The 26029-nt window shown below is 41.3% G+C and carries 20 protein-coding genes and 1 pseudogene; 9 read left to right on the top strand and 12 right to left on the bottom strand.

The features are described 5' to 3' along the window. Window positions 1-51: 51 nt before the first annotated feature. Together focA and ycaO are read right to left on the bottom strand one after the other, a co-directional pair. On the bottom strand, window positions 52-909 hold the full coding sequence (gene focA, locus QS795_RS05420) for a formate transporter FocA (RefSeq protein ID WP_154604262.1): 858 nt from the start codon (window positions 907-909) through the stop codon (window positions 52-54). Window positions 910-1283: 374 nt separating this feature from the next. Further along, window positions 1284-3038 (bottom strand): 30S ribosomal protein S12 methylthiotransferase accessory factor YcaO, encoded by a 1755-nt coding sequence (ycaO, locus tag QS795_RS05425; RefSeq protein WP_154604261.1) that lies wholly within the window; start codon window positions 3036-3038, stop codon window positions 1284-1286. Between the two features lie 235 nt (window positions 3039-3273). Between ycaO and ansB the strand changes: the two genes are divergently transcribed. After that, window positions 3274-4317 (top strand): L-asparaginase 2, encoded by a 1044-nt coding sequence (gene ansB, locus QS795_RS05430; protein WP_154604260.1) that lies wholly within the window; start codon window positions 3274-3276, stop codon window positions 4315-4317. A gap of 176 nt (window positions 4318-4493) precedes the next feature. Here the strand turns inward: ansB and QS795_RS05435 are convergent, their stop codons facing one another. From QS795_RS05435 to ybfF, 10 genes and pseudogenes are all read right to left on the bottom strand, one after another. Further along, complete coding sequence (locus QS795_RS05435; protein WP_230086708.1) at window positions 4494-5015, bottom strand: bactofilin family protein; 522 nt, start codon at window positions 5013-5015, stop codon at window positions 4494-4496. 432 nt (window positions 5016-5447) lie between these two features. Continuing rightward, window positions 5448-5894: a ferric iron uptake transcriptional regulator gene (gene fur, locus QS795_RS05440; protein WP_154604258.1), complete on the bottom strand. Its 447-nt coding sequence runs from the start codon at window positions 5892-5894 to the stop codon at window positions 5448-5450. A gap of 228 nt (window positions 5895-6122) precedes the next feature. Continuing rightward, window positions 6123-6650 (bottom strand): flavodoxin FldA, encoded by a 528-nt coding sequence (gene fldA, locus QS795_RS05445; RefSeq protein WP_036951795.1) that lies wholly within the window; start codon window positions 6648-6650, stop codon window positions 6123-6125. Between the two features lie 155 nt (window positions 6651-6805). After that, on the bottom strand, window positions 6806-7099 hold the full coding sequence (gene ybfE, locus QS795_RS05450) for a LexA regulated protein (protein WP_036951793.1): 294 nt from the start codon (window positions 7097-7099) through the stop codon (window positions 6806-6808). A gap of 173 nt (window positions 7100-7272) precedes the next feature. Then, the gene (locus tag QS795_RS05455; RefSeq protein WP_286272253.1) at window positions 7273-9363 is read right to left on the bottom strand and encodes a type I secretion system permease/ATPase; all 2091 of its coding nucleotides are present in this window, start codon (window positions 9361-9363) and stop codon (window positions 7273-7275) included. Window positions 9364-9366: 3 nt separating this feature from the next. Then, entirely contained in the window at window positions 9367-10695 is a 1329-nt protein-coding gene (locus QS795_RS05460; RefSeq protein WP_286272256.1) for an HlyD family type I secretion periplasmic adaptor subunit, read from the bottom strand. 17 nt (window positions 10696-10712) lie between these two features. Then, window positions 10713-11699 (bottom strand): annotated as a pseudogene (locus QS795_RS05465) (peptidase domain-containing ABC transporter); the annotation flags it as partial. A gap of 9 nt (window positions 11700-11708) precedes the next feature. Next, window positions 11709-12877, bottom strand: a protein-coding gene (locus QS795_RS05470) for an IS3 family transposase (protein WP_166685554.1) whose coding sequence is annotated in 2 segments (ribosomal slippage) — window positions 11709-12628 and window positions 12628-12877 — 1170 coding nt in all. Because the reading frame shifts where the segments join, the coding sequence is not laid out codon by codon here. 59 nt (window positions 12878-12936) lie between these two features. After that, on the bottom strand, window positions 12937-14058 hold the full coding sequence (locus tag QS795_RS05475) for an ABC transporter transmembrane domain-containing protein (protein WP_286272710.1): 1122 nt from the start codon (window positions 14056-14058) through the stop codon (window positions 12937-12939). 221 nt (window positions 14059-14279) lie between these two features. Then, window positions 14280-15056 carry an esterase gene (gene ybfF / locus QS795_RS05480; RefSeq protein WP_318627009.1) on the bottom strand — a complete coding sequence of 259 codons (777 nt, stop codon included), beginning with the start codon at window positions 15054-15056 and terminating at the stop codon, window positions 14280-14282. A gap of 222 nt (window positions 15057-15278) precedes the next feature. On the opposite strand from ybfF, the gene seqA reads away from it, so the two are divergent. From seqA to QS795_RS05520, 8 genes are all read left to right on the top strand, one after another. Continuing rightward, window positions 15279-15827 carry a replication initiation negative regulator SeqA gene (seqA, locus tag QS795_RS05485; protein WP_154604253.1) on the top strand — a complete coding sequence of 183 codons (549 nt, stop codon included), beginning with the start codon at window positions 15279-15281 and terminating at the stop codon, window positions 15825-15827. Between the two features lie 112 nt (window positions 15828-15939). Then, a complete protein-coding gene (pgm, locus tag QS795_RS05490) occupies window positions 15940-17574 on the top strand; it encodes a phosphoglucomutase (alpha-D-glucose-1,6-bisphosphate-dependent) (RefSeq protein WP_286272715.1) in 1635 nt (544 codons plus the stop codon). A 292-nt stretch (window positions 17575-17866) separates the two neighbouring features. Then, a complete protein-coding gene (gene serC, locus QS795_RS05495) occupies window positions 17867-18955 on the top strand; it encodes a 3-phosphoserine/phosphohydroxythreonine transaminase (RefSeq protein WP_286272716.1) in 1089 nt (362 codons plus the stop codon). A 108-nt stretch (window positions 18956-19063) separates the two neighbouring features. Beyond that, window positions 19064-20341, top strand: coding sequence for a 3-phosphoshikimate 1-carboxyvinyltransferase (gene aroA / locus QS795_RS05500; RefSeq protein ID WP_286272718.1), 1278 nt, complete (start codon window positions 19064-19066; stop codon window positions 20339-20341). A 190-nt stretch (window positions 20342-20531) separates the two neighbouring features. Further along, window positions 20532-21215, top strand: coding sequence for a (d)CMP kinase (gene cmk / locus QS795_RS05505; protein ID WP_036951769.1), 684 nt, complete (start codon window positions 20532-20534; stop codon window positions 21213-21215). Between the two features lie 173 nt (window positions 21216-21388). Beyond that, window positions 21389-23062, top strand: a complete 1674-nt coding sequence (rpsA, locus tag QS795_RS05510) for a 30S ribosomal protein S1 (RefSeq protein ID WP_006662163.1) — start codon at window positions 21389-21391, stop codon at window positions 23060-23062. 54 nt (window positions 23063-23116) lie between these two features. Next, the gene (ihfB, locus tag QS795_RS05515; RefSeq protein ID WP_006657810.1) at window positions 23117-23404 is read left to right on the top strand and encodes an integration host factor subunit beta; all 288 of its coding nucleotides are present in this window, start codon (window positions 23117-23119) and stop codon (window positions 23402-23404) included. Between the two features lie 294 nt (window positions 23405-23698). Next, on the top strand, window positions 23699-26011 hold the full coding sequence (locus tag QS795_RS05520; protein WP_286272721.1) for a DNA internalization-related competence protein ComEC/Rec2: 2313 nt from the start codon (window positions 23699-23701) through the stop codon (window positions 26009-26011). The last annotated feature ends 18 nt before the right edge of the window (window positions 26012-26029 follow it).

The raw sequence follows: 26029 nt of genomic DNA on the forward strand, positions 1-26029 counted from the left end.
CTTAATAAATCTTTGTGTACTTGTAATAACGATCGTATTAGCCAATTTCGATTAATGTTTTTCGCTATTACGTAGATGCATTAACCAGTAAATCAGGCCGACTAACACCGCGCCGCCAATAATATTTCCGATAGTTACTGGTATTAAATTTTCGGTAATAAAGTTTCCAACGGTTAAGTTAGAAAATTGTTCTGGTGCCATGTTGATATTTGACCAAAATTCAACAGGGGCAAATTCTTTAATCATGATAGCGAGAGGGATCATAAACATATTTGCAATACTATGCTCAAAGCCACTTGCGACAAACATTGCGATTGGTAGAACTAATACTACCAGTTTGTCAGTTAGGCTACGACCGGCATAGCTCATCCAAACTGCTAAACAAACCATTAAGTTAGCTAAAATACCTAAAAAAACGGCTTCAACAAAAGTATGGTGTAATTTGTAGTTAGCTGTTTGGAGAACGTTTAATCCCCACTGTCCATTCGCCGCAGCATATTGGCCTGCAAACCAAATAATAGCGACAAAAAACAGTGCGCCAATTAAGTTGCCAATATAAACGTTGAACCAATTGAGGAACATTTTTCCCCAAGTAATTTTGCCTGTTGCTTTAGATACGATGGTCAGAACAGTGGATGTAAATAAATCAGCACCGCATACAACAACTAACATGAGTCCAAGGGAGAAGCAGATACCGCCAATCAGTTTAGTAAAGCCGTAAGGAGCACTTGCTGCGCCTGTTGTTGCAGTAATATAGAAAACGAAAGCGATAGAGATAAAGATACCAGCAGTGAATGCTGACAAGTAGGTAATAGCTGGGTGTTTGTTCGTTTTATAAACACCTACATCATCAGCAACTTGTGCCATGACAGCAGGGGATAATAAATTAAAAGGGTTGTCAGCTTTCATACTAACACTCTCTTACAAAGTTGATTAATTATAGCACGCAATTATAGTAACAAACGGGTGTGACGATAAATTTGATGTGGATCATGAAGTGTTGAGAGAACGGGGTGAAAACAGCGCAAAAAACGTCAAAACTAAACATAACCATTTGATTTTAATGTAAAAAATATTTTTTAAATTTTATAAAAAAATTTTATAAAACGACTCAAAACGGTCTCGATAAGTAAAATGTTACAGATGATTGTTAATGAATCTCGATAATTATTATGTGATTGAAATTAAATATTGCTTAAGTAAAGATAAAAGCCCAGAGGCTTTTATCTCAAATCACCTTAAACCCCCACCAAACCTATGGATTTAGTGGAGGGCTTTCTTAATTAAGCATTAGCACGCTTAGCTTTTTGCAGCTTTTCGTAAGCTGCTAAAAGCCCTTGATGAGCTGGTAATGCTTTGAGCTCTTCATCAATTGACCATAATCCGTAGAAGCTTGATTCGCCAGCAATTGCTGCCGACGCTGCATCTACTGCCTCTTGCCCATACATACGAACAAATGCTTGATAATACTGAGCAGGCTCTCTCTCTTCTTCTTGAGAAAGCAGCAGCAGAGTGTGCAAGCAGCGGTAGTAGTTAGCGCGTTCTGGCGTGAAGACAGAACTGTTGAAGTCTTGTGTCCATTCAACCCAAGCCAGTGCTTGTTCAAGATCGCCACCCGCTAAGGCTAACATTGATTTCAATTCGCCAATGCGCAGGTTGCTCCAGCCGTTATCTTTACCAACAGCCAAACCTAACAGCTCGCGCACACGGGTAAAGTCATCTAATCCGTCGTCATCTAACTGTTCAATGAGAGCAAGATAATCTTCTTTTTCCCACTGACTATCAGGGAGGGACATAATGGTATCGCGCAGGTAAGCGCCCATCGCATTGTTGGCAATATGCAAATCTTCCACAGGATAGATATCTGACATACCTGGCACTAAGATACGGCAGGCATACACACCTAAATGGCTGTAATCTGCGATATAGACTTCTGCGTCAAGTTTGTTGAAGATTGCCATTAACGTTGCAAATTCTTCTGTCGTGGTGCCTTTAAAGCTCCAATCCGCAAATGGATAATCCGCATCGTCTTTAAACATATCCCAGCTGATTAAACCGCTCGAATCGATAAAGTGGGTTTCTAAGTTTGTGTGCTCACCGACTTCTTCATCGTCAAAAGTTGGGGCGTTAAACACGTCCAAATCTTTCAGTCCACGACCTTGCAGTAATTCAGTGACTGTACGCTCTAAGGCAACACCAAAATCAGGGTGCGCGCCGAAAGAAGCAAAACACGTTCCGTTCTGTGGGTTAAACAGCACAACACAGATAACTGGGAATTGACCACCCAAAGAGGCGTCGTAACAGAAGATAGGGAAGCCTTCGTTTTCCAGTGTTTCAATCGCGGCGACTACACCAGGATAGCGAGCCATCACATTGGCAGGGATCGTTGGTAAACTAATGCTTTCGGCAATAATTTTGTTTTTTACAAAGCGTTCGAATACTTCGGATAATCCTTGCACACGGGCTTCGTTTGCCGTGTTTCCGGCTGACATCCCATTAGACACATATAAGTTACCGACGATATTCATTGGAATATAGACGGTGCTGTTATCAGATTGACGTGTAAATGGCAGGGCACAAATACCGCGCTCTTCATTACCTGATTGCAGGTCAATCAGTTGGCTACCTGCGAGTGCATTGTCGGGATCATAAAAAGCAATCAAACGCTCATCCAGCAAACCGGCTGGCAGGCTATCATCTTCAGTTAACGGGAACCATTTCTCATTAGGATAATGAACGAAATCTCCTTCAGCGATGGATTTACCTAAATAGAAATCCGCGAAGAAATAGTTGGTGGATAAACGTTCAAAATATTCACCGAGAGCAGAGGCTAAAGCCGCTTTTTTACTTGCGCCTTTACCGTTGGTAAAGCACAACGGACACTCTTTGTCACGAATATGAACGGACCAAACATTTGGAACCGGATTCAGCCAAGAGGCTTCTTCGATATCGAATCCTAAATTTTTCAGTTTGGTTTGGAATGCATCAATGGAGTCTTCGAGTGCGGCATCTTTGCCGGGAATAAATGTTTGGCTCATTGTCAGTCACTTGTAAATGGCTTGTTTCAGATAGTGGCTATGATACGGGCTTTTTGCTTGGTGCTCACGCTTTTTATGTTGAGCTCACGCTTTTTATTCAAGACAGAAAAATAGCGAAAAATTAAAATTTACTAAAATGACAGAGTCGATCACAAAACTCTCAGATTAAATCCACATAATAACGTGAGTTTATTTTTAATATTATGCTCGTTAATTTTAGTTAAAGGAAAATAGGATGAAAAACCGAAATAAAGCGCTGTTAGCCACACTGGTTTCACTGTTTGCCGCATCCGCATTCGCACAACCGAATATTACGGTGTTGGCAACGGGAGGAACCATTGCGGGGGGTGGAGAATCAGCAACAGGTTCAAGCTACCAAGCAGGGAAGGTAGGAATTGATTCTTTACTTAATGCGGTACCAGAGACTAAAAAAATTGCTAACCTGAGTGGTGAGCAGTTGGTGAATATCGGTTCTCAAGATATGAATGACCAAGTTTGGTTAACTCTCGCCAAAAAAATCAATCAAGATTGTAATAAAACCGATGGTTTTGTGATCACTCATGGTACTGACACCATGGAGGAAACAGCCTTTTTCCTTGATTTAACCACTGCCTGCAAAAAACCAATTGTGATGGTGGGGGCAATGCGTCCTTCCACGGCTTTGGGCGCTGATGGACCATTGAACTTATATAATGCCGTTGTATTAGCATCTGATAAATCTGCAGGAGAGCGTGGCGTGCTGATGGCGATGAATGACAAAGTGATCCAAGGTCGCAATGTTATGAAAATGAGCACAACAGAAGTTCAAGCCTTTGATGCCGTGAATGCGGGGGCAGAAGGTTATATTCATGATGGTAAAGTGACTTACTATAAAGCACCGGAGCCTCGTGGTGATAAACCTGTTTTTGATGTCAGTAAGTTAGATAAATTACCAGAAGTGGGTATTGTCTATAACTATGCGAATGCATCTTCAGCACCAGTGAAAGCACTGCGCGAAGAAGGCGTTAAAGGTATTGTGAGTGCCGGTGTTGGTAACGGGAATATGTATAAAACTATTTTTGATGCATTAGCTAATGCAGCGAAAGAGGATGTTGTCGTGGTGCGTTCCAGCCGCGTACCGACAGGCTATACAACGCGAAACGCGGAAGTGAATGATAATGAATATGGGTTTGTAGCATCTGAAAGATTGAACCCACAAAAATCTCGTGTATTACTGCAATTAGCATTAACACAAACGAAAGACCCGAAAAAAATCCAAGAGATGTTTGAACAATATTAATATTTAATAATAGGCGGCAGAAATGTCGCCTTTATTCTATTTTTATTACGTATAAAACGCGTTCTTTTGGTGATAAGCGAATTTATATAATCAAAATAACTCGACAATAAATACCTATAAATAAGGTAGTAAAGTTATTATCGAGCAATTCAATATCATTTATTTAACAAATTTAATTACAGAGCACCCGCTTCAGGTGTGTGTGGTTCTGAATTTTCTTGTTTGGTTTTTTCTTTAAATACCGCTACGTTTCCCGTCGATTTCGTTGCAGATTTAACCTCAGCATGACCAGAAAATATTCCGCCTTTTTTAATGGATAAACTGGAATAGCGGATGATGCCATAAATTTCACCATTGGTATCAATGCTAATAGTTTCGGTGATGCATTCACCTTCCACTTTGCCGTTTACCCATAGCTCATTACTGGTTATATTGCCGGTAACATGCCCATTTTGCATGATTTTGACGGTGTTGTTTTTACCAGTAATATTGCCAATCACAGTACCATAAATATGCACTTGTTCATTGGAAGTAATATTGCCCTCAAACACGACATCTTTGGCAATAATGGTATTGGTTTTTTCTTCGCTAACGACTGCTGTAGATGTTTGCATTTTTTCCTCAGCAATTTGTTGAGTGATTTCTTCTTTATTGATAGTGGGAGTGGGCTCTGGTTTGTTTTGTTTTTTATTGAACATGTGACTAACCTTTTTGTAATTGAAGTATAGAACCAAACAAATGATTGAAGATATAAAGGCAACGGATGCCACAAAGGTATATCTAAAAAACCACGCTATCAAAGTAAGAAACCAGAAGAAAAAACTTATGTTCAAAAACAGATATGTTTTTTTCATCCTTTAATCTCTTACGCATAAATTTGATCATGAGTATAAATTAAAATAACACATGGCAAATTAAAGAATAGAGGATAATTTTAGTTTTATCTGAAGAAATAAAGCTATGTATTTTTAAAAAATAGTCGCTAATTTTCAGCTAAAGAGCAAAATAGGGGAATGTTAAGAATATATAAATAAAAATACCCACTAATAAACATTAAGTGGGTATCATCAATACGAAATCACTGATTAATTAAATCGCCTCATTTTTAATGAGACGATTTATGAATGTGATTATTTAGCTTCGTGGACGCTTTCATTTTCACGACAGTCACCTTCAGCGCAGTGGCCATATAGATATAAACTGTGGTTAGACAGTTTAATGCCGTGGCGCTTGGCGATGTCATGCTGACGTTCTTCGATTGATTCGTCAGTAAATTCGATAACTTTGCCACAATCTAAACAAATTAAGTGGTCATGGTGATGCTGCTGAGTCAATTCAAATACGGATTTTCCACCTTCGAAATTGTGACGAGTCACAATACCTGCATCATCAAATTGGTTTAATACGCGGTAGACAGTGGCTAACCCGATTTCTTCACCAATATCAATCAGCTTTTTGTAGAGATCTTCCGCACTGACGTGATGGCACTCAGGCTCCTGAAGTACTTCCAAAATCTTCAATCTTGGAAGAGTGACTTTGAGTCCTGCATTTTTCAATGCTTTATTATTGTCTGTCATGCGGGCTTGTCCTGTATTTTAAATCATAAATTTAACAATAATGAGACGTTTTTAACAAAAATCCAGTTGTCTTCTAAACTGATTTACAATTATAGGCATGGAAAATAAAAATAGAAACCATGCATTGTCTCATTATTTTGATTCGTTCTTAAAAGCGAGTCCATTAGATGGAAGGATAATCCATCATATCGAATGGCCCCCGCTTTTAATTGACAATCTATGTCATTATTAGCCAAGGATTTCAGCCAGAGACATCTCTTCAGAGATTTGTTTAACCCAAGCGTCAACACGCTCTTCGGTCAGTTCTGGTTGACGATCTTCATCGATAGCAAGACCGATAAAGTGGTTATCGTCCGCCATACCTTTAGAAACTTCAAAGTGGTAGCCTTCAGTTGGCCAATGACCCACGATCACTGCACCACGTGGCTCAATGATGTCACGGATAGTTCCCATCGCATCACAGAAATACTCTGCGTAGTCTTCTTGGTCTCCACAACCAAACAGTGCGACAAGCTTGCCGTCAAAATCAATTTCTTCTAATGTTGGGAAAAAGTCATCCCAATCACACTGAGCTTCACCGTAGTACCACGTAGGGATGCCAAGAAGTAGGATATCAAATGCTTCGATATCTTCTTTGCTGCATTTAGCAATATCGTGAACTTCTGCAACATCTTTGCCTAATCTTTCTTGGATCATTTTGGCAATATTTTCTGTGTTACCTGTGTCACTTCCGAAGAAAATGCCTATAACTGCCATAAAGTGATTAACCTCTTGTTTTTCTAGTAGAGAGTATAAATTACCGATTCTGCTAGAACTAAAATATAGAACGAAAATAGGTAAAATTTTGCGCCTTATTTTGGCGAAAAAAACAGTGTTAGTCTGTCAAATTTGTGTGATTTACCCAGATACGGCTAGCGGTCAATTGTCTCACTAACCTGCTCAAGTTGAGCCATCAAAATTTCTTCAATTAGCTCACTTCGGCTTATGTTTTTCTCTTCAGCTAATTGGTTTAAGACCGCGACAGCGTCTTCATTTAATTTCAGCTCAACTCGACGTAGCCCTTTGACTTTGTCTCGTTTTAGCTGATTTCGCTTATTGATTCGTAATTGTTCATCCCGCGACAACGGGCTAGTTTTTGGTCGCCCAGGCCTGCGTTCTTCTGCGAACAAATCCAGTGTGGTGCGGTCAGTTTGTTCTTTTGCCATATCTACTATTGCTAACGGAAGGGGTGTGCCAGTAATTCAGCGGGCAATGATACCCTAGCTGAATCCCTAGTACCATAGGTGCATACCCCGCTAATTCATCTAATAGATTAAAAAAAAAGCACTTTTAAGAAAAAAGCATCACCCAAAGAGTAAGTGATGCTTTTTTATTCAGGTTAATGTGTCTGTTGTTGCCATAAATTGGCATAAAGACCTTTTTGTTTTAGAAGGTTCTGATGAGTTTCGGCTTCGGCGACTTCACCATTTCGTATCACGTAAATTTTATCGGCGTTCATAATGGTATTGAGGCGATGGGCAATGCTAATCACCGTTCTGCCTTGTGTGATCAACGGCATATTTTTCATGATGGCGGATTCCGATTCGTAATCCAGCGCAGAGGTGGCCTCATCGAGAATTAAAATATCAGGTTCAGTAATTAAGGCTCGAGCAAGCGCAATACGCTGGCGTTGACCGCCAGAGAGATTTAATCCTTTTTCAGATAAATGATAATTAAAGTTTTCAGGCAGAGACATAATAAACTCATAGGCTCCCGCCAGTTTTGCCGCATGGATTAATTGCTGTTCGCTCGCTTGTGGGTAACTTAATCGGATATTTTCTGCAATTGTTCCTACAAAAAGAGTGCTTTCTTGAAGGACGACACTCATTCGACGGCGTAACGCGACGGTATCTGTTACCGCTAAATCCATCCCATCTACAATAACTTGCCCATGTTGAGGGATATATAGCCGCTGTAACAATTTGGTGAGGGTGCTTTTTCCTGATCCTGATGGCCCTGTGATACCAATAAATTCTCCGGCTTTGATGGATAAAGTCAGGTTACTTAGCACCTCAGGGGTTTCAGGTTGATAACGAAAACGGATATTTTGAAACTCAATTTCCCCTTGAATGGCGCTTGAACTGGCAATGCCTTGGCGTTCATTTTCAATAGGTTTATCAAGGATGTCACCGACACGGCGCAGAGAAATAATAGTATGTTGGAAATCCTGCCAGATTTGAGCAAATCGCAGAACGGGCTGAGTAACGTGAGCGCTTAACATATTGAAAGCGACAAGTTCCCCTGGCGTGATGTTTCCTGCCAAAACTTCATTTACGCCAAGCCAGAGTAGAATAGCGGTAGTGACTTTACTGACTAACGTCATTAATTGTGTTGCCACCACACTGCGCATGGATACTTTGAAGCCTTGACTCAATTGTTGACTGAGTAATTTTTGCCAACGTTGGAAAAAGTATTTTTCAGTTGCTGTTGTTTTTACGGTTTCGATACCAGTTATTGATTCAGTTAAAAATGTGAGCCCGTTTTCATCGGCTTGGTAGGATTTTTCCGTCTGCTGGCGGATGATAGGGCCTAAAATCATCCATAGAATAAAAAACACCCCCATAGAGCCTACCAGCGTCCATGTCATTAGGCTGCTATATGAAAATAAGACGGCGATAAAGAGGATCACAAAGATAAAGTCAATAAACAGCATCAGTGTTGAGCCAGTCAAAAACTGGCGGATATGAGCTAATTCACGGACACGCGCAATGATTTTCCCTGTGGGCCTTAATTTAAAGTAATTAAGCGGCAGTGCCATTAAATGGCGATAAATTTTCCCCGAAAGTTCAGCGCTAATTTGTGTGCTGGTATGACTGAAAATTTTATTACGAATAAAGCTGTAAACAGGCTCTGCAATAGCAATGGCTAAAATTCCTAAAGCAATAACATGCAAATTAGGCAAGCTGCGCCCGACAAGCACTTTATCGATTAAGTTTTGAAATAGGAGAGGGCTTACCAGTGCAAAAAATTGCACAATTGCGGCAAGAATAAAGACGTTTTTGAGTTTTAAACGTTGGCGAATAATGGATGGAATAAACCAACTGATACCAAATGCTCTTTTTTGTTCTTTCTCCAACTGCTCTTTAATTAAAATAACGGAGTAATTGTATTCGAGGGATTCATCCCATGGTTCCTCACCGTCCCCTTTGGGGGAGAGCACGGTGAGTGGTGAATTTTGGGTGATAATATGCCAGCGTTGATTAATCAACACCAAAGCAGGTAATGGGATATCCTGCATCTGTTGTCGAGTGAGATAGATGAGCTCTGTTTCATAACCAATAATCTGTGCACATTGTCTGATTTCAAAATCTGTGGGTGAATCATTCTGCATACCAATGGCATGCATTAATTGCCCTTGAGTGACATTTTTTTGAAAGTGACTAGCAATCCACACTAAGGCTTCCAAGCCATTATTACTTTGCTGTTCCATCGATTACTTCTCTCTCATGGCTGTGGCGGTATATTCGTTAATTGGGCTTAATAGGTAATCAATTAATCGCCGTTTATCTGTTTTTATTTCAGCAACAATGGACAAACCTGGCGTCAATTCAATTTGTTCGCCTTCCACTAATAGTTGTTTGCTGCTTAAACCAATTTGCGCTAAATAAACGAGACCTAGATTGTCATCTTGTGTGCTATCACGGGAAATGGACAATACCTCACCTTCGATAGTCCCGTAGCGGGTATAAGGGAAGGCATCAATTTTGACATCCGCTTTTAAACCTTCTTGGATAAAACCGATATCTTTATTGAGTATTTTGACTTCAGCTAATTGCACGTGATTATTGGGCACAATAACCATCAATTGTTGTGCTGGTTGCAATACAGCCCCAAGGGTATAAACCGCAATTTGTTGTACGGTTCCATCCACTGGCGCGCGAATAATTTCAAGTTGATTTCTTTCTTGGTTTTTAATCAGTTCCTGTTCAAGAGAAACAAATTTAAATTTAGCTTGCTGATATTTCTCATGCCACTCTTGGTGTTTTTGCGCATTAATCCTATCTTGCTTTTCGAGCAAAGCGTGATGTTGGCTATTTAATATAGAGAGTTCGGATTGTTTGGTGGTTTTTTCTTTTCTTGCGAGTAGTAATTCACGCTCCTGTTCTAAAAATTCTTTTTGACTGATTAACTGTTTTTGGCTTAGTGCGGTATGCGCATCGAGCCGTTTTTTAATGTTATTCATTAAGACATTGATGTCTTTTAGTTCTCGTTCTCTTGCTTGAAAGTTAACGCGATTAAGCTGAATTTCATTGGTTATTTCGTTGAGTAAGGTTTCATACTCTTTTTTAATGGTTTGATAGCTGAGTTGTGCTTGATCTTGCTCGGTAGCTGATAGTTGGCTGTAATAAGCAGAAATTTCAATGGATTGCTGGTTGAGTAGGGCATGGTGGATCATTTCTTCACTGGCGTGAAAGTTTTTTTGGTAGTGTTGGCTAAGGATATCTTGGTCTACTCCTAATACTTTAACACTCAGTAATGGATCTCCTTGCTTGACCTGTTGCCCATCTTCAACGTGAATTTGCTGTAAGCGGCTTAACTCAAAAGCTTGAATGGTTTGGGTGCGCCCCGAAACAATAAGTTTTCCTTGAGTTGTCGCTTGAACATCTAACTTGCCAAAATAAGACCAAGCGATAGCGATAAAAATACCCAGACTAATACTGATGGCCATGGTAAATGCCAAATAAGAAGGTGGCGTTTTTAAAATAGCCAAATGGGCAGGTAAAAAGTTGTTATAGCGAGAGAGCTCTGATTTTTTTTTCATGGGTAACATCCGTGTCATTATTTAAGAGACTGCTGAAGCGTCCATAAATGTGTATAAAATTGATTGTTCTCGATTAATTGTTGATGGCTACCTTGCTCAACAATTTGCCCTTGTTGCATCACGATAATTTTCTGGTGGTTACGGATTGTCGAAAGACGGTGGGCAATCGTAATTACGGTGCGACCTTTGGCTATTTCTTGCATATTTTCTTGAATGATAGCTTGGGATTCATCATCTAAGGCGCTGGTGGCTTCATCGAAAATAATGATTTTTGGATCCGACAAAAGTGTTCTGGCAATGGCAATGGCGATGCGTTGGCGTTGGCCTCCAGAAAGAGAAGAGCCGCCTTCGGCTAAAATCGTGTCATAGCCCATCGGCAATTTAAGGATGAAATCGTGGGCTCCCGCCATTTTTGCAGCATTCACAACCTCATCCATTGAGGCATTAGGGCGAGTTTGAGCAATATTGTCGAAAACAGATTGATGAAATAAAAAATTCTCTTGCAAAACAATACCAATTTGCTGCCTTAGGGAAGCAAGGCTAAGCGCTGTAATTGGCGTTCCATCAAGATAAATTCCCCCTTGTTCTGGGGTGTATAAACGCAAAATTAGCCGAGCTAGAGTGCTTTTTCCTGAGCCTGATGTGCCTACAATACCAATAGTTTCTCCGGCTTTTATTGAAAGGTTAAAGTTATTGAGGACGGTCGGCATATTGGGTTGATAACGAAAGCTAATGTTATGTAATTGAATATTACCACTCAGCCGAGATTCGTTTTCTTTCTTGCTCTGTTCTTGCGGAAGATTAATGATTTGTGACAGCTTTTCTACTGCCACTTTGGTTCGAATATAATCTCCCCATAATTTGACCAGTTTGACGAGAGGCTGGTTTGCATGATTGACCATCATATGAAAGGCAATAAATTGCCCAATAGTCAATTGCAGAGCCAGAACCTCAGATGCGCCAACCCATAGAATGATGGCGCTTGTCACCTTTTCAATGACCATCTGTAGTGGTCAACTAAAATTGGCCACGGTTTTAGAGTTTTTCCGGTATTGGTTTTCTGATTCGTTTGGTGGTAATCCACCGTTATATTCATGCGGCCTGACTTCGCTGTAATACCCGACGATATAATCCGTTATTGCATGGGCTGCTTCACTGAAGCTGATGTAGCCGGTCACCGGCACCCACTCATTTTTCAGACTTCTGAAGAAGCGCTCCATCGGGCTGTTATCCCAGCAGTTACCACGCCTACTCATACTTTGTTTTATCCGGTATCGCCACAGTAACTGTCGGAACTGCCTGCTTGTATAGTGGCTACCCTGATCACTGTGGAACATGAGCCCGGATGGCTTATTTCGTATTTCCCATGCCATTTTCAGCGCTTTGGTTGTCAGTTTGCTGTCCGGAGAAAATGACATTGCCCAGCCCACGGGTTTCCTTGCGAACAGGTCGAGTACAACGGCCAGGTATGCCCAGCGTTTACCGGTCCAGATATACGTTACGTCGCCGCACCATACCTGATTGGGCTCTGTCACTGCGAACTGTCGCTCAAGGTGGTTCGGGATAGCAATGTGTTCATGACCGCCACGTTTATACCGGTGAACAGGCTGCTGACAGCTCACCAGCCCCATCTCCTTCATTAGCCGTCCGGCAAGCCATCGTCCCATCCGGAAGCCCCTGTGTGTTGCCATTACAGCGATACTTCTTGCACCTGCTGAGCCATGACTGAGGCCGTGCAGCTCCTGAACCTGACTACGTAATACGGCTCTCCTGCCGTCCGGATTGTCAGGCCGGTTTTCCCGGTATCTATAGCTGCTGCGGTGAACTCCGAACACGCAGCAAAGAGTGGCCACAGGATAATGCGCTCTGAGTTTCCCGATCACCGAGACCTGTTCAGGGAGTCTGACATCAAGAGCGCGGTAGCCTTTTTTAATATTTCGTTTTCCATTTCAATACGTTGAATTTTTTTCTTCAGCTCACGTATCTCAATTTGTTCCGGCGTGATAGGGGATGCTTTCGGTGTTTTGCCTGCCCGTTCGTCCCGTAATTGCTTTACCCACCGCGTCAAGGTGGAAAGCCCGACATTCATGGCTTTCGCGGCATCTGCAACTGTATAGTTCTGATCCACAACCAGCTGGGCTGATTCACGTCTGAATTCTGCACTGAAATTTCGTTTTTTCATTAAGGCACCTGTGTTGTTCTGAGGTGAGCATATCACCTCTGTTCAGGTGGCCAAATTTATTAAACCACTACAATCACAATATGTTCAGAGCGTGAACTGATTTGCCCAGATACAAAATTGGTTTGGCTCATATCTGCCGTTTGTTTATCCCAACGACGGGTAAAGCTCGGTTCAATGGATAAGCTCTTGGCAGTTTCAATCCCATTAACGCTTTCTGTTAAGAATGAGGTATTCACCGCAATATTGGCAAACTGTTGCTGAGCCGCAGCTTCAATTTTCGGTGTTAGCCACCATGCGACCAATAAATAACAGGGAATAGAACAGAGGAAAAGTAAGGTGAGGGTGCCGGAAAGCAAGTTCATCACATAGATGAAGACGAACAAAAACAGAACATCGACACATAACGTGAAAAAGCTACTGGTCAAGAATTCTCGGATAGTTTCCAATTCTTTAACTCGAGTAACAATGGCACCAATTTGTCGATTTTTAAAAAATGAAATAGGTAGGTGCAATAAGTGATTAACTAACTTTAATCCTAACGTCATATCGATACGATTAACGGTATGATTATAAATATATTCCCGTAGCCCTTTTAATATAACCTCAATAATCGCAGCGACGATTAAACCGAAAATTAAAACATCCAAGGTGGATAAACTATTATGAATAAGCACTTTATCCATAATAACCTGCATCACAATGGGGGAGGCTAGCGCTAATATTTGTAAAATAAAAGAGAAAACCAATACCCAAGTGATGATTTTGCGGTACTTCATAAATTCCGCTTGGAACCATGAAATATCGAATTTCCCTTGTTTCACTTTGACGTGAAGCCAATCCCCATTCCAATTTTTTTGTAGCTCTTCATGGCTCCATATTTCAGGTGTAGGATGACCAAAACGCTGAATGAGCACTTGTTCTTGATTATGATTAGCCAGCAGAAAAGCGTGACCATCATTATCATAAAGAATGGCGGGTGACGGTAGTTTTGCAATGCCTTTATCGCGCCGATGCTTATTCTTGCATTTAATCTGATAATTATCTTTTATTGTTTTAATATAATTTTGAAATTGATTTATATTCTCTATTTTCTGTTTGAAATCATCATAATCAATTTCGCCAGAAAGTTTTGCAATAACGCCAATAAAATATAATGTTGATTGTGTTTTGACACTTTCCATTGTGTATATTCATCATCCTGTATATTTAATAATGTCTGTGTATATATCGATTTGAAAAATATGATTATTTAATCGAGGTAGATAATACAGTCATCATAATTACAAGTGTATTGAAGTTCGTCTTATTATTTGAATATGAATATATTTAATGGATGTGTTTTATCCTGATATTGACGATTTGAATATTCAATATCAGGATTGCGGGAGTCAATGCGGTTAGATCAGTCAGGAATAGCTAAAAAGCGGTGAATCGCTCGTAATACATGCTCTGGTTTTTCGGCATGAACCCAATGTCCGGCATCGGCAACCACCCAAGCTTTGGCTTGAGGAAACTGTGTAGCAATGTCGTCGCGGTATTCGGCTTGCACATAGGGCGAATTTCCGCCGGGGATCAGTAACACGGGTTTATCCCATTTTGGCACAGTTTTCCAACCGATGATTTTTTCATAGTTAGCTTTGATTGCCGAAAGATTGAATTTCCACTCACCTTGTTTAAAGGATTTTAGTAAGAATTGAATGACACCTTCTTCGGGAATGAATTCGCGCATAATGCCGCTAGCCTCTTGGCGGGTTTTAGCGTGCGCTTGAGTTGTTGCTTCTAGCGCAGCAATAATTTCGTCATGGCGGCGAACGTTGTAAGCGACAGGTGCGATATCGATGGCCACAATTTTTTCGATGAAATCAGGCGCTATCTCACTGGCTGCCATGGCAATTTTGCCCCCCATGGAGTGCCCAATAAGAATGGCATTGTGGTAACCAAGGGATTTTACGAGCGAAATCACATCTTCGGCCATCTGTTGGTATTCCATTTCGTTAGAACGAAATGAGTCACCATGATTGCGTACATCGATTTGAATAGTATCGAAATAATTTTGTAAATCACGACCTAAAACGCCTAAATTATTCAGGTCACCAAAGAGTCCATGGATCAAAACGACGGGGGTGACGGTGATCGGATTTTCAGGTTTATGGATTGTATAATTGAGTAATTCGGTCATATTTGGACTACGATTGATATTGTTTGCCAGATTGGTGACTTATCATGGCATGGTGATGCTAAAAAACCAAATCTGTATAATCAGAACAAGGTAACCTACTGAAATCCCATGAAACTTAACTCGTTGTTTGTTTTAAGTTATTGAAATTTTAATTGTTTTGTTTTTTTTAATTCTGGCTTATAATCTGGCGCGAATTTTAGTTTAAGAAAGTACTGGGAAAAAATGAAAACGATAGAAGTTGATGAAGAGCTTTACCGCTATATTGCAAGTCACACACAGCATATCGGTGAAAGTGCATCGGATATTTTACGCCGTATGCTAAATTTCAAATCCGCGCAGCAGCCAGTACCCGCAAAAGAAGTGAGTGTAGCACCGTTAGCGCCACAAGATGCGCCGGTGATGAATACCAAGGTGGTTGCTCAAAACCCTGTGAGAGTGATCAGAGAATTATTATTATCTGATGCTTATGCAGAAAAAAATAAGGCGATTGATCGCTTTATGCTAATTCTTTCAACGCTATATAGCTTAGATGCGAAAAGTTTTGAGAGCGCAACAGAGTCCATGCATGGCCGTACCCGTGTTTATTTTGCTGGTGATGAGCAAACACTATTGGCTGCGGGCAAGCAATCAAAACCTCGCCATATACCAGGCACGCCGTATTGGGTGATCACTAACACCAACACTAATCGCAAGCGCAGTATGATTGATGCGATTATGCAAGAGATGAACTTCCCAGCGAATGTCATCGAAAAAGTCGGCAATACGATTTAACTTTGGTAAATACTATCTAATCTTAGTAATGCTATCTAACCTTGATAGTCATCTAAACATTGTGAAGTCACTGGTGTTTCACGCTAAGCATCAGTGCTTTGGGAGATAACAAGTGGCAATTCATGAACGAGCAGGGCAGCTTCCATTTCAAAGTGATTTGATTAACGTTGCTCAGTTAACGGCTCAATATTACACCCAACAGCCAGATCCCGATGTGTCTTCTCAGGCCGTCAAGTTTGGGACTTCTGGGCATCGTGGTAGTTCGCTGCGTAAAAACTTTAATGAAAACCACATTCTGGCAATCGCTCAAGCGATAGCTGATCTGCGTAAGCAGCAAGGGGTATCTGGACCTTGTTATGTGGGTAAAGATACCCATGCGCTGTCAGAAGCGGCTTTTATGTCGGTGATTGAAGTATTAGCAGCTAACCAAGTTCATGTTATTGTTCAAGAAGATAACGGTTTTACCCCAACTCCGGCTATCTCCCACGCAATTTTAAGCTATAACAAAGCGCATCAAGATGTTGCTGACGGCATCGTAATCACTCCATCTCATAATCCACCGGAAGATGGTGGAATTAAATATAATCCTGCTAACGGTGGTCCTGCGGATACAGATTTGACATCGGTTATTGAACAGAATGCTAATCAATTACTTGCAGCAGATCTTGATGGTGTGAAGTGCTTAGATTTTGCCGATGCAATGGCGAGTGGTTTTGTGACAGAGCAAGATCTGGTGATGCCATACGTTCGCGCACTCGGCGAAGTTGTGGATATGCAAGCTATCCAAAAATCAGGATTAAAAATCGGCGTCGACCCTCTGGGCGGTTCCGGTATTGAATACTGGAAAAAAATTGCAGAGTATTATCAGTTAGATATTGAAATTGTTAATGACCAGCTTGACCAAACATTCCGCTTTATGCCATTAGACCACGATGGTGTGATCCGCATGGACTGTTCATCCCGTTGGGCGATGGCTGGCTTGCTGGGAATGAAAGAAAAGTTTGATTTAGCATTTGCGAACGATCCGGATTATGACCGCCACGGCATTGTTACTCCAAGTGGATTAATGAACCCTAACCACTACCTTGCTGTTGCGATTGACTATCTATTTCAACATCGCCCTCAATGGGGCAAAGAAGTTGCTGTAGGTAAAACGTTAGTTTCCAGCGCCATGATTGACCGTGTTGTTAATGATATTGGCCGTGAACTCATTGAAGTGCCTGTTGGCTTTAAATGGTTTGTGGATGGCTTATTTAATGGCAGCCTTGGTTTTGGTGGCGAAGAGAGTGCTGGTGCTTCATTTTTAAAATTTGATGGCACACCATGGTCGACAGATAAAGACGGCATTATTTTATGTCTGCTTGCTGCAGAAATTACAGCAGTAACAGGGGAAAACCCGCAGCAGCGTTATAATAAACTCGCTGAAAAATTTGGCGCACCAATCTACAGTCGTATCCAAGCAAAAGCGACCCACGAGCAGAAAGCTAAGTTAAGCAAATTGTCGCCAGAAATGGTATCAGCGGACACACTAGCGGGTGATAAAATTACTCAGCGTTTAACGGCGGCTCCGGGCAATGGCGCATCAATTGGCGGGTTAAAAATCATGACTGACTATGGTTGGTTTGCAGCTCGCCCATCAGGCACTGAAGAAGCTTACAAAATTTACTGTGAAAGTTTCCGTGGTGAAGAACATCTTCACTTGATTGAGAAAGAAGCGATTGAAATCGTCAGTAAAGTGATTAGTTAGTTTTTGTCTTTAAAGCGGGTGGTTATTGCCCGCTTTTCATCATTAAATCCCCAACTGCAAAATAAAGCAGATTCGAGATTTTATCTCCTTTTTAGTACACATTACTTCATAAAATTGTGGTAGCGGATTCTGTGACGCTATTAACAAAATTGTTTTCTTTTTTTACCCTTCAAATTTGACCTTTTGTTTTTGCTATCGATACGTAATAACCGTTGCAGCTAGTGGCTCGGAATGATACAACTTTAGGTATCTGAGTGATGTTAACTAACAATATTGAAGGTAGGTAAGGTCAATGAGTCAGGTTTATAATTTCAGCGCAGGGCCGGCAATGTTACCCGTTGAAGTCATGCGCCGTGCAGAGCAAGAATTTTGTAACTGGAAAGGTTTAGGGGTTTCTGTGATGGAAGTGAGCCATCGCGGGAAAGATTTTATTGAAGTTGCGAAAGAAGCAGAACAAGATTTACGCGACTTATTAAATATTCCTGATAACTATAAAGTTTTATTCTGTCATGGCGGTGCTCGTGCTCATTTTGCCACACTGCCAATGAACCTGTTAGGTGATAAAACGACAGCAGACTACATTGTCAGTGGCTATTGGTCTGAATCAGCTGCTAAAGAAGCTCAAAAATATTGCACCCCGAACGTGATTGATGTCGTTCAAGAAAATAACGGCGTTGTTAGCATCAAACCAATGAGTGAATGGCCATTAAGTAAAGATGCAGCCTATGTTCATTATTGCCCGAATGAAACCATTGGTGGCTTAGCTATCCATGAAGAGCCTGATTTCCCAGCGGACAAAATTATTGTTTCTGATTATTCATCTGCGATTTTATCTAAACCTATCGATGTAAGCCGCTATGGCGTGATTTATGCTGGCGCACAGAAAAATATTGGTCCAGCAGGCTTAACGCTGGTTATCATTCGTGAAGATCTGCTCGGCAAAGCTTCACCTCAAACGCCATCTGTTTTTGATTACACTGTACTTGCGCAATATGAGTCCATGTTCAATACTCCGCCAACTTTTGCTTGGTATTTAGCGGGTATGGTTTTCAAATGGTTAAAAGAGCAAGGCGGATTGCAGGAAATCGCAAAACGTAACTATGAAAAATCACAATTGCTGTATAGCGCAATCGATGACAGTGAATTCTATATTAACCGCGTCGCGGTGGAGAATCGCTCTTGGATGAACGTACCATTCCAAATGCAAAACCCTGCATTGGATACAACATTTATCGAAGATGCTAAAAACCAAGGGTTATTATCACTAAAAGGCCATAAGGTTTCCGGCGGAATGCGCGCATCTATTTACAATGCGATGCCGCTGGCGGGTGTTCAGGCGTTAGTTGACTTTATGGCTGATTTTGAACGTCATCATGCCTAATTTATGATGTACTAGTTGTTAGGCCGATTTGCTCAGGAAGAGTGAGTCGGCTCATTCATTTAAATAACGATAAAAAAGTAGCAAATCACATCGGAGAAATCACTTTTCATGCAATCCCTGACATTACAACCAATTTCTTCAATTAATGGCACCATTAATCTGCCGGGGTCAAAAAGTGTCTCCAACCGCGCACTTCTCTTAGCCGCTATGGCAAAAGGCACTACGGTACTCACTAATTTATTAGACAGCGATGATATTTGCCATATGCTGAATGCATTAAGCCAGCTAGGTGTTAAATATCAATTATCTGAAGATAAAACTCGTTGCCAAGTTGAAGGGATAAATGGCTGTTTATCTCATCAAGGCGAACTTGAGATCTTTTTAGGTAATGCGGGCACCGCAATGCGCCCATTAACGGCCGCACTGTCATTATGCGCAAATAATATTGTATTAACGGGCGAACCGCGTATGAAAGAGCGCCCGATTGGTCATTTAGTGGATGCCTTAAGAGAAGGCGGCGCTAAGATTGACTATCTTGAACAAGAAAATTATCCACCGATGCGTTTAAATGGCGGCTTTGTTGGTGGGAATATTTCCGTAGATGGCTCTGTTTCAAGCCAATTCTTAACTGCATTATTAATGGCGGCGCCTTTGGCTTCTCAGGACACGGTGATTACGATTGCAGGCGAGCTGGTTTCCAAACCTTATATCGACATTACGCTGGCATTAATGAAAACCTTCGGTGTGGATGTTGAAAATCATCAATACCAAAAATTTGTGATCAAAGGTCAGCAACATTACGTATCTCCGGGTGAATACCTTGTTGAGGGGGATGCATCTTCCGCTTCCTATTTCCTAGCCGCCGCAGCGATTAAAGGTGGCGTCGTTCGAGTCACCGGGATTGGCCGCAATAGCTTACAGGGTGATACGAAATTCGCTAACGTTTTGGAAAAAATGGGTGCAATTATCCGCTGGGGGGATGATTACGTTGAATGTGAGCGTGGAACTCTGAACGGCATTGATATGGATATGAACGCTATTCCCGACGCAGCGATGACTATCGGAACGGTTGCTCTGTTTGCAAAAGGTGAAACAGTCATTCGTAATATCTATAACTGGCGCGTGAAAGAAACGGATCGCTTATATGCTATGGCAACTGAGCTACGTAAAGTGGGCGCGGAAGTAGAAGAAGGGCATGATTTTATCCGTGTCGTGCCACCAGCCCAGCTAAAACATGCTGAAATTGAAACCTATAATGATCATCGTATCGCGATGTGCTTCTCGTTGGTGGCACTCTCAGATACCCCGGTAACGATTTTAGATCCGGGTTGCACAGCAAAAACTTTCCCAGATTATTTCCAACAACTCGCGCGATTAAGCCACTAACCGAATTAGATTGGTTGATTAACATCAATGTGTTATTAACCAATCTTTTCCTTTCATTTTCCTTATTTTCACCTATTTTTATTTGTAACAAACCCACCTGCGTATTTCACAATATCGATGAGTAGGTATAATATCCCCACAGATTTTAATTGCGGGTAGCAGAGGCTATTTGCAGGAAAGGAGATTTTTTATGGTGGCTATCGCCCCTGTAATCACCGTTGATGGACCAAGCGGAGCGGGTAAAGGTACTCTTTGCCAAGCATTAGCAAATGAATTTGGATGGCAATTATTAGATTCTGGTGCAATTTACCGCGTATTAGCGCTAGCGGCTCTGCATCACCATGTCGATATTCAATCTGAAGATGCTTTAGTGCCTTTAGCTGCAAATTTAGATGTGCGTTTTGTACCTGAAGAAAACCGTTTAAAAGTCATTCTCGAAGGTGAAGATGTGTCTAATGAAATTAGGCAAGAAACCGTCGGGAACACCGCATCTCAAACAGCCACGTTCCCGCGTGTGCGAGAAGCCCTGTTAAGACGCCAGCGCGCATTTAGAATGATGCCGGGTTTAATTGCCGATGGTCGTGATATGGGAACAGTAGTTTTTCCTGATGCACCAGTGAAAATTTTTCTGGATGCCTCCGCTGAGGAGCGAGCTCATCGCCGGATGAAGCAGTTGCAGGAGAAAGGGTTTGATGTTAACTTTGAGCGACTTTTGACCGAAATTCAAGAGCGCGATTATCGGGATCGTAACCGTCCGGTTGCTCCTCTTATTGCCGCTAAAGATGCGTTAGTGCTGGATTCCACAAGTATGTCTATTGAGGAAGTTATTGAAAAAGCACGTACCTACGCGAAAAAAATTCTACAATTATCGTGATAATAGGCTTTATTTTAGCTTATAATTAGATAATATACGCAATTACCTCCATGCTGGTTATTTTCTAGCATGGTTAAAACCTTGCGACAAGGAATGTTGTGGGGTATGTGAAACAACCCCATTTGGCGGGATGCTAGATGGACGTTAATATAAGACACTTGAAGATCATTAATATGACTGAATCTTTTGCTCAACTCTTTGAAGAATCCCTGCAGAATATTGAAACTCGTCCTGGTTCTATTGTACGCGGTACAGTAGTTGCTATCGATAAAGACGTAGTCCTGGTAGACGCAGGTCTTAAATCAGAATCTGCTATCCCAGTAGAACAGTTCAAAAATGCTCAGGGTGAGCTGGAAATCCAAGTTGGCGACGAAATCGATGTAGCTCTGGATGCAGTAGAAGATGGTTTCGGTGAAACTATTCTGTCTCGTGAGAAAGCTAAACGTCATGAAGCATGGCTGATGCTGGAAAAAGCTTACGAAGAAGCTGAAACTGTAACTGGTGTTATCAACGGTAAAGTTAAAGGTGGTTTCACTGTAGAACTGAACGGCATTCGTGCGTTCTTACCAGGTTCACTGGTAGATGTACGCCCAGTTCGTGATACTACTCACTTGGAAGGCAAAGAGCTTGAGTTCAAAGTAATCAAGCTGGATCAGAAACGCAACAACGTTGTTGTTTCTCGTCGTGCTGTAATTGAATCTGAAAGCAGCGCTGAGCGCGATCAACTGCTGGAAAATCTGCAAGAAGGCATGGAAGTTAAAGGTATCGTTAAGAACCTTACTGACTACGGTGCATTCGTTGATCTGGGCGGTGTTGACGGCCTGCTGCACATCACTGACATGGCTTGGAAACGTGTTAAACACCCAAGCGAAATCGTCAACGTTGGTGATGAAATCAATGTTAAAGTTCTGAAATTCGACCGTGAGCGCACTCGTGTTTCTCTGGGTCTGAAACAACTGGGCGAAGATCCTTGGGTCGCAATCGCTAAACGTTACCCAGAAGGTACTAAACTGACTGGTCGCGTTACTAACCTGACTGACTACGGTTGCTTCGTAGAAATCGAAGAAGGCGTTGAAGGTCTGGTTCACGTTTCAGAAATGGATTGGACTAACAAAAACATCCACCCATCTAAAGTTGTTAACGTTGGTGATGTTGTTGAAGTTATGGTTCTGGATATCGATGAAGAACGTCGTCGTATCTCCTTAGGCCTGAAACAGTGCAAATCTAACCCATGGCAGCAATTTGCTGAGACTCACAACAAAGGCGACCGTGTTGAAGGTAAGATCAAGTCAATCACTGACTTCGGTATCTTCATTGGTCTGGACGGCGGCATCGATGGCCTGGTTCACCTGTCTGACATCTCCTGGAACGTTGCAGGCGAAGAAGCAGTTCGTGACTACAAAAAAGGCGACGAAATCGCAGCTGTTGTTCTGCAAGTCGACGCAGAGCGTGAGCGTATCTCTCTGGGCGTTAAACAGTTAGCTGAAGATCCATTCAACAACTACCTGGCAGCAACCAAGAAAGGCGCAATCGTTACTGGTAAGGTAATCGCAGTTGATGCTAAAGGTGCAACTGTAGAGCTGACTCTGGGCGTTGAAGGTTACCTGCGTGCATCAGAAGCTTCACGTGACCGTGTTGAAGATGCAACTCTGGTTCTGAACGTTGGTGATGATGTTGAAGCTAAATACACTGGTGTTGACCGTAAAAACCGTGTAATCAACCTGTCTGTTCGCGCTAAAGATGAAGCTGATGAGAAAGACGCTGTCGCAGCTGTGAACAAGCAAGAAGATACTGCATTCGGCAACAATGCAATGGCTGAAGCTTTCAAAGCAGCTAAAGGCGAATAATTAAGTGGGGGTAACTTCGGTTACCCCTTTGTATCGGTAGTTTAGGGAGGTACTATGACCAAGTCTGAATTAATTGAAAGACTGGCTAGCCAGCAGTCTCATCTTTCAGCGAAAACCGTTGAGGAAGCTGTAAAGGAAATACTTGAGCATATGGCTGATACGTTAGCTGAAGGCGAGCGTATTGAAGTCCGTGGATTCGGCAGTTTTTCTCTTCACTACCGTGCTCCACGCGTTGGCCGTAACCCAAAAACAGGTGATAAAGTGGAACTGGAAGGTAAATACGTTCCCCACTTCAAACCAGGTAAAGAGTTACGCGATCGTGTAAATATTTACGGTCAATAATCGACTGTAAATCTTAATTATTACTCTAAAACAGCGCCTATATTGATATAGCGCTGTTTTTTTATGTCTGTAATATCCCCATTCTGCTTTTCTTAAATTACCTTCTAATATTTTATTAAATGCATCACTTAAGGCTATTTTTGCGAAGCGCTTCGCAGCTCAATTTTTTAACTCTTTTGCATTGCATATAGTTTTGGAATAACGCTTTAAATTTTCTAATTACAAGGTTATTGAATCACTCTGAATATCTTTAACTTATCTGCACAGAAATAATCGTAGGTAGGTTTAAGGTCGATGGGAAAATTTAGCCGCCACTATCAAGATAAACTCTCTTATACAGAAGTCGCTATTGCATTGATTATCGGTATGCTTCCGTTGCTTTTCTTGCCGAATCTTCCTAGTTCTAGTCACTACTTAGTGGTTGGTATTATTCTGTTAGTCACTCTGATGGTTATTTGGCGCAATAAGCGCATTCGATTCTTGGCATTAATGGGAATGAGCTGGCTTTGGGCTTGTTGGCATGGTGTTGAAGTGCAGAAAAAAATCGATTTTTTAAGTAGTTCTCATCGTCAATGGGATATTACGATTGTTAGCATTCCACTCAATCAGGACGATGTAAAAAAGAGAGTAAGGATAGACAGAGTCGATGGAGTACGAATTTTTCCTCCGCTCTATGCATCATGGAATTTAAAACAGAATAAGCATGAAAGAATATGCGCAGGGCAGAAGTGGAATGTCGTTGGCAAGCTAAATCCAGTTCATGCTTCTTTGAATGAGGGCGGATTTGATCTGCAAAGGCATTTCATTGCTCAACGAGTTGTCGGTACACTAAAAATCAAACAAGCAGTACAAATAGGCCAGCAATGTTCTCTACGGCAAAAAATTATCGACCAGTTCGGCGAAACACTTTCGACACGACAAAATCATGGAATTATTTATGCACTAATGTTTGGGGAGAGAGGGCGGCTTTCTACGGAACATACACAGTTATTGCAATCAACAGGATTGACACACTTGATCGCAATTTCTGGATTACACATTGGAATTGCCTATTTAATTGGTTATTTATGCGCTCGCTTATTGCAATTTTTCCTACCCGTTAAATGGATAGGGGAGAATTTACCATTATTTTCAGGCGTTATATTTGCCATTCTCTATGCTTGGTTATCGAATTTTGCGATCCCTGCAACTCGAGCTGTATTTGCATTGCTACTTTGGATTTATATTCGTAAGCAGCCATTTTTCTGTTTTCCGTGGCAATGGGCGTTATGGAGTATTTCTGGGATTTTATTGTTTGATCCGCTTGCTATCCTTTCCGATAGCTTTTGGTTATCTAGCTTTGCTGTATTAGCTATTCTGTATTGGTTTCGTGTTTTTCCCATTTCATCTACGTTGAGTTGCCATCCAATTATGGGAAAAATAATGCCGCTAATTCATCTGCAAATTGGTTTATTGATTTTACTAATACCTATTCAAGTATTGTTGTTTAACGGTGTTAATATTATGAGCTTATTTGCAAATTTATGGTTTGTGCCGCTTATTACTTGGGGAGTGGTGCCCGTTATTTTTAGCACGCTATTGTTACCTATAAGTGCTTGGCATAATGTTGCTTTCGGGTTAATTGATAGTATCCTCGAGTTTGGGCTAGGGCCATTGATATATTTAAGCGGCTTTTGGACTGAAATTAACACAATGCCTATTTATAGCGTGTTTTTTTGTTGGGCATTTGCTTTTATTATCTTATTTGGTTGGTATAAAAATTATCTTGGTTTATTAAGTTGTATTGGTATTTTATTATTTTTCACTAAGAGCCAAAGCCAGCACGAAGAGCATGACTGGTGCTTAACCATGCTGGATATTGGGCATGGACTTGCCGTGGTTATGGTGCAAAATCAACAAGGGGTTTTATATGATACGGGAAACCTCTGGAATGGTGGAAGCAACGCTAAACGGCAAATTATTCCTTTCTTAAAGCATCATCAAGTCACACCTATCAACGCAATCTTAAGTCATAATCACCTTGATCATACTGGTGGTATCTCTGATTTAATTGAAGCATATCCATGGTTAAGCCTACGTAGTAGCTTTGGCCAACCCAATCATCTTCCTTGTTATCAAGGACAACGCTGGCAATGGGGGATGTTAAGGTTCGAAGTATTGTGGCCAGAGAAATTAGCTGAGATATCGCATAATAATGATTCCTGCGTGATTCAGGTTAGTGATGGGTATCGGCGACTATTACTTACTGGGGATTTGGAAAAGCAAGGTGAAAAAAGATTAGCATTACAAAATGATGGGCAGCTTAAAGCGGATATTTTATTTGTTCCTCACCATGGAAGTAATACATCTTCAACACCTTTATTTATACGAAAAGTACAACCAACGTTCGCATTAGTTTCCTCTGCGAGATATAGCCCATGGAAAATTCCATCAGATAAAGTCTATTTGCGCTATGCTAAAAAGAATATTCAGTGGCTAAATACGGCGGAGGAAGGTCAGGTAACAATATGTTTTAATAAAGAAAAAATGGAAATCTTACGTTACAGGAAAGAAATTAATCCACGTTGGTATCATCTGTGGTTTGGTGTTAGCCAATTTCCCTTGTAGAATAGTGCGCTTACATTA

This window comes from Providencia zhijiangensis, from assembly GCF_030315915.2.
Classification (GTDB): Bacteria; Pseudomonadota; Gammaproteobacteria; order Enterobacterales; family Enterobacteriaceae; genus Providencia; species Providencia zhijiangensis.

What these genes read in the sequence shown, in the direction of transcription:
- QS795_RS05455 (WP_286272253.1), bottom strand. Translation starts at nt 9,363, where the DNA reads ATGGAACAGCAAAGTAATAATGGCTTGGAAGCCTTAGTGTGGATTGCT.
- ycaO (WP_154604261.1), bottom strand. Translation starts at nt 3,038, where the DNA reads ATGAGCCAAACATTTATTCCCGGCAAAGATGCCGCACTCGAAGACTCC.
- ybfE (WP_036951793.1), bottom strand. Translation starts at nt 7,099, where the DNA reads ATGGCAAAAGAACAAACTGACCGCACCACACTGGATTTGTTCGCAGAA.
- ihfB (WP_006657810.1), top strand. Translation starts at nt 23,117, where the DNA reads ATGACCAAGTCTGAATTAATTGAAAGACTGGCTAGCCAGCAGTCTCAT.
- QS795_RS05475 (WP_286272710.1), bottom strand. Translation starts at nt 14,058, where the DNA reads ATGGAAAGTGTCAAAACACAATCAACATTATATTTTATTGGCGTTATT.
- QS795_RS05460 (WP_286272256.1), bottom strand. Translation starts at nt 10,695, where the DNA reads ATGAAAAAAAAATCAGAGCTCTCTCGCTATAACAACTTTTTACCTGCC.
- focA (WP_154604262.1), bottom strand. Translation starts at nt 909, where the DNA reads ATGAAAGCTGACAACCCTTTTAATTTATTATCCCCTGCTGTCATGGCA.
- QS795_RS05435 (WP_230086708.1), bottom strand. Translation starts at nt 5,015, where the DNA reads ATGTTCAATAAAAAACAAAACAAACCAGAGCCCACTCCCACTATCAAT.
- rpsA (WP_006662163.1), top strand. Translation starts at nt 21,389, where the DNA reads ATGACTGAATCTTTTGCTCAACTCTTTGAAGAATCCCTGCAGAATATT.
- ybfF (WP_318627009.1), bottom strand. Translation starts at nt 15,056, where the DNA reads ATGACCGAATTACTCAATTATACAATCCATAAACCTGAAAATCCGATC.
- aroA (WP_286272718.1), top strand. Translation starts at nt 19,064, where the DNA reads ATGCAATCCCTGACATTACAACCAATTTCTTCAATTAATGGCACCATT.
- QS795_RS05520 (WP_286272721.1), top strand. Translation starts at nt 23,699, where the DNA reads ATGGGAAAATTTAGCCGCCACTATCAAGATAAACTCTCTTATACAGAA.
- cmk (WP_036951769.1), top strand. Translation starts at nt 20,532, where the DNA reads ATGGTGGCTATCGCCCCTGTAATCACCGTTGATGGACCAAGCGGAGCG.
- fur (WP_154604258.1), bottom strand. Translation starts at nt 5,894, where the DNA reads ATGACAGACAATAATAAAGCATTGAAAAATGCAGGACTCAAAGTCACT.
- serC (WP_286272716.1), top strand. Translation starts at nt 17,867, where the DNA reads ATGAGTCAGGTTTATAATTTCAGCGCAGGGCCGGCAATGTTACCCGTT.
- ansB (WP_154604260.1), top strand. Translation starts at nt 3,274, where the DNA reads ATGAAAAACCGAAATAAAGCGCTGTTAGCCACACTGGTTTCACTGTTT.
- fldA (WP_036951795.1), bottom strand. Translation starts at nt 6,650, where the DNA reads ATGGCAGTTATAGGCATTTTCTTCGGAAGTGACACAGGTAACACAGAA.
- seqA (WP_154604253.1), top strand. Translation starts at nt 15,279, where the DNA reads ATGAAAACGATAGAAGTTGATGAAGAGCTTTACCGCTATATTGCAAGT.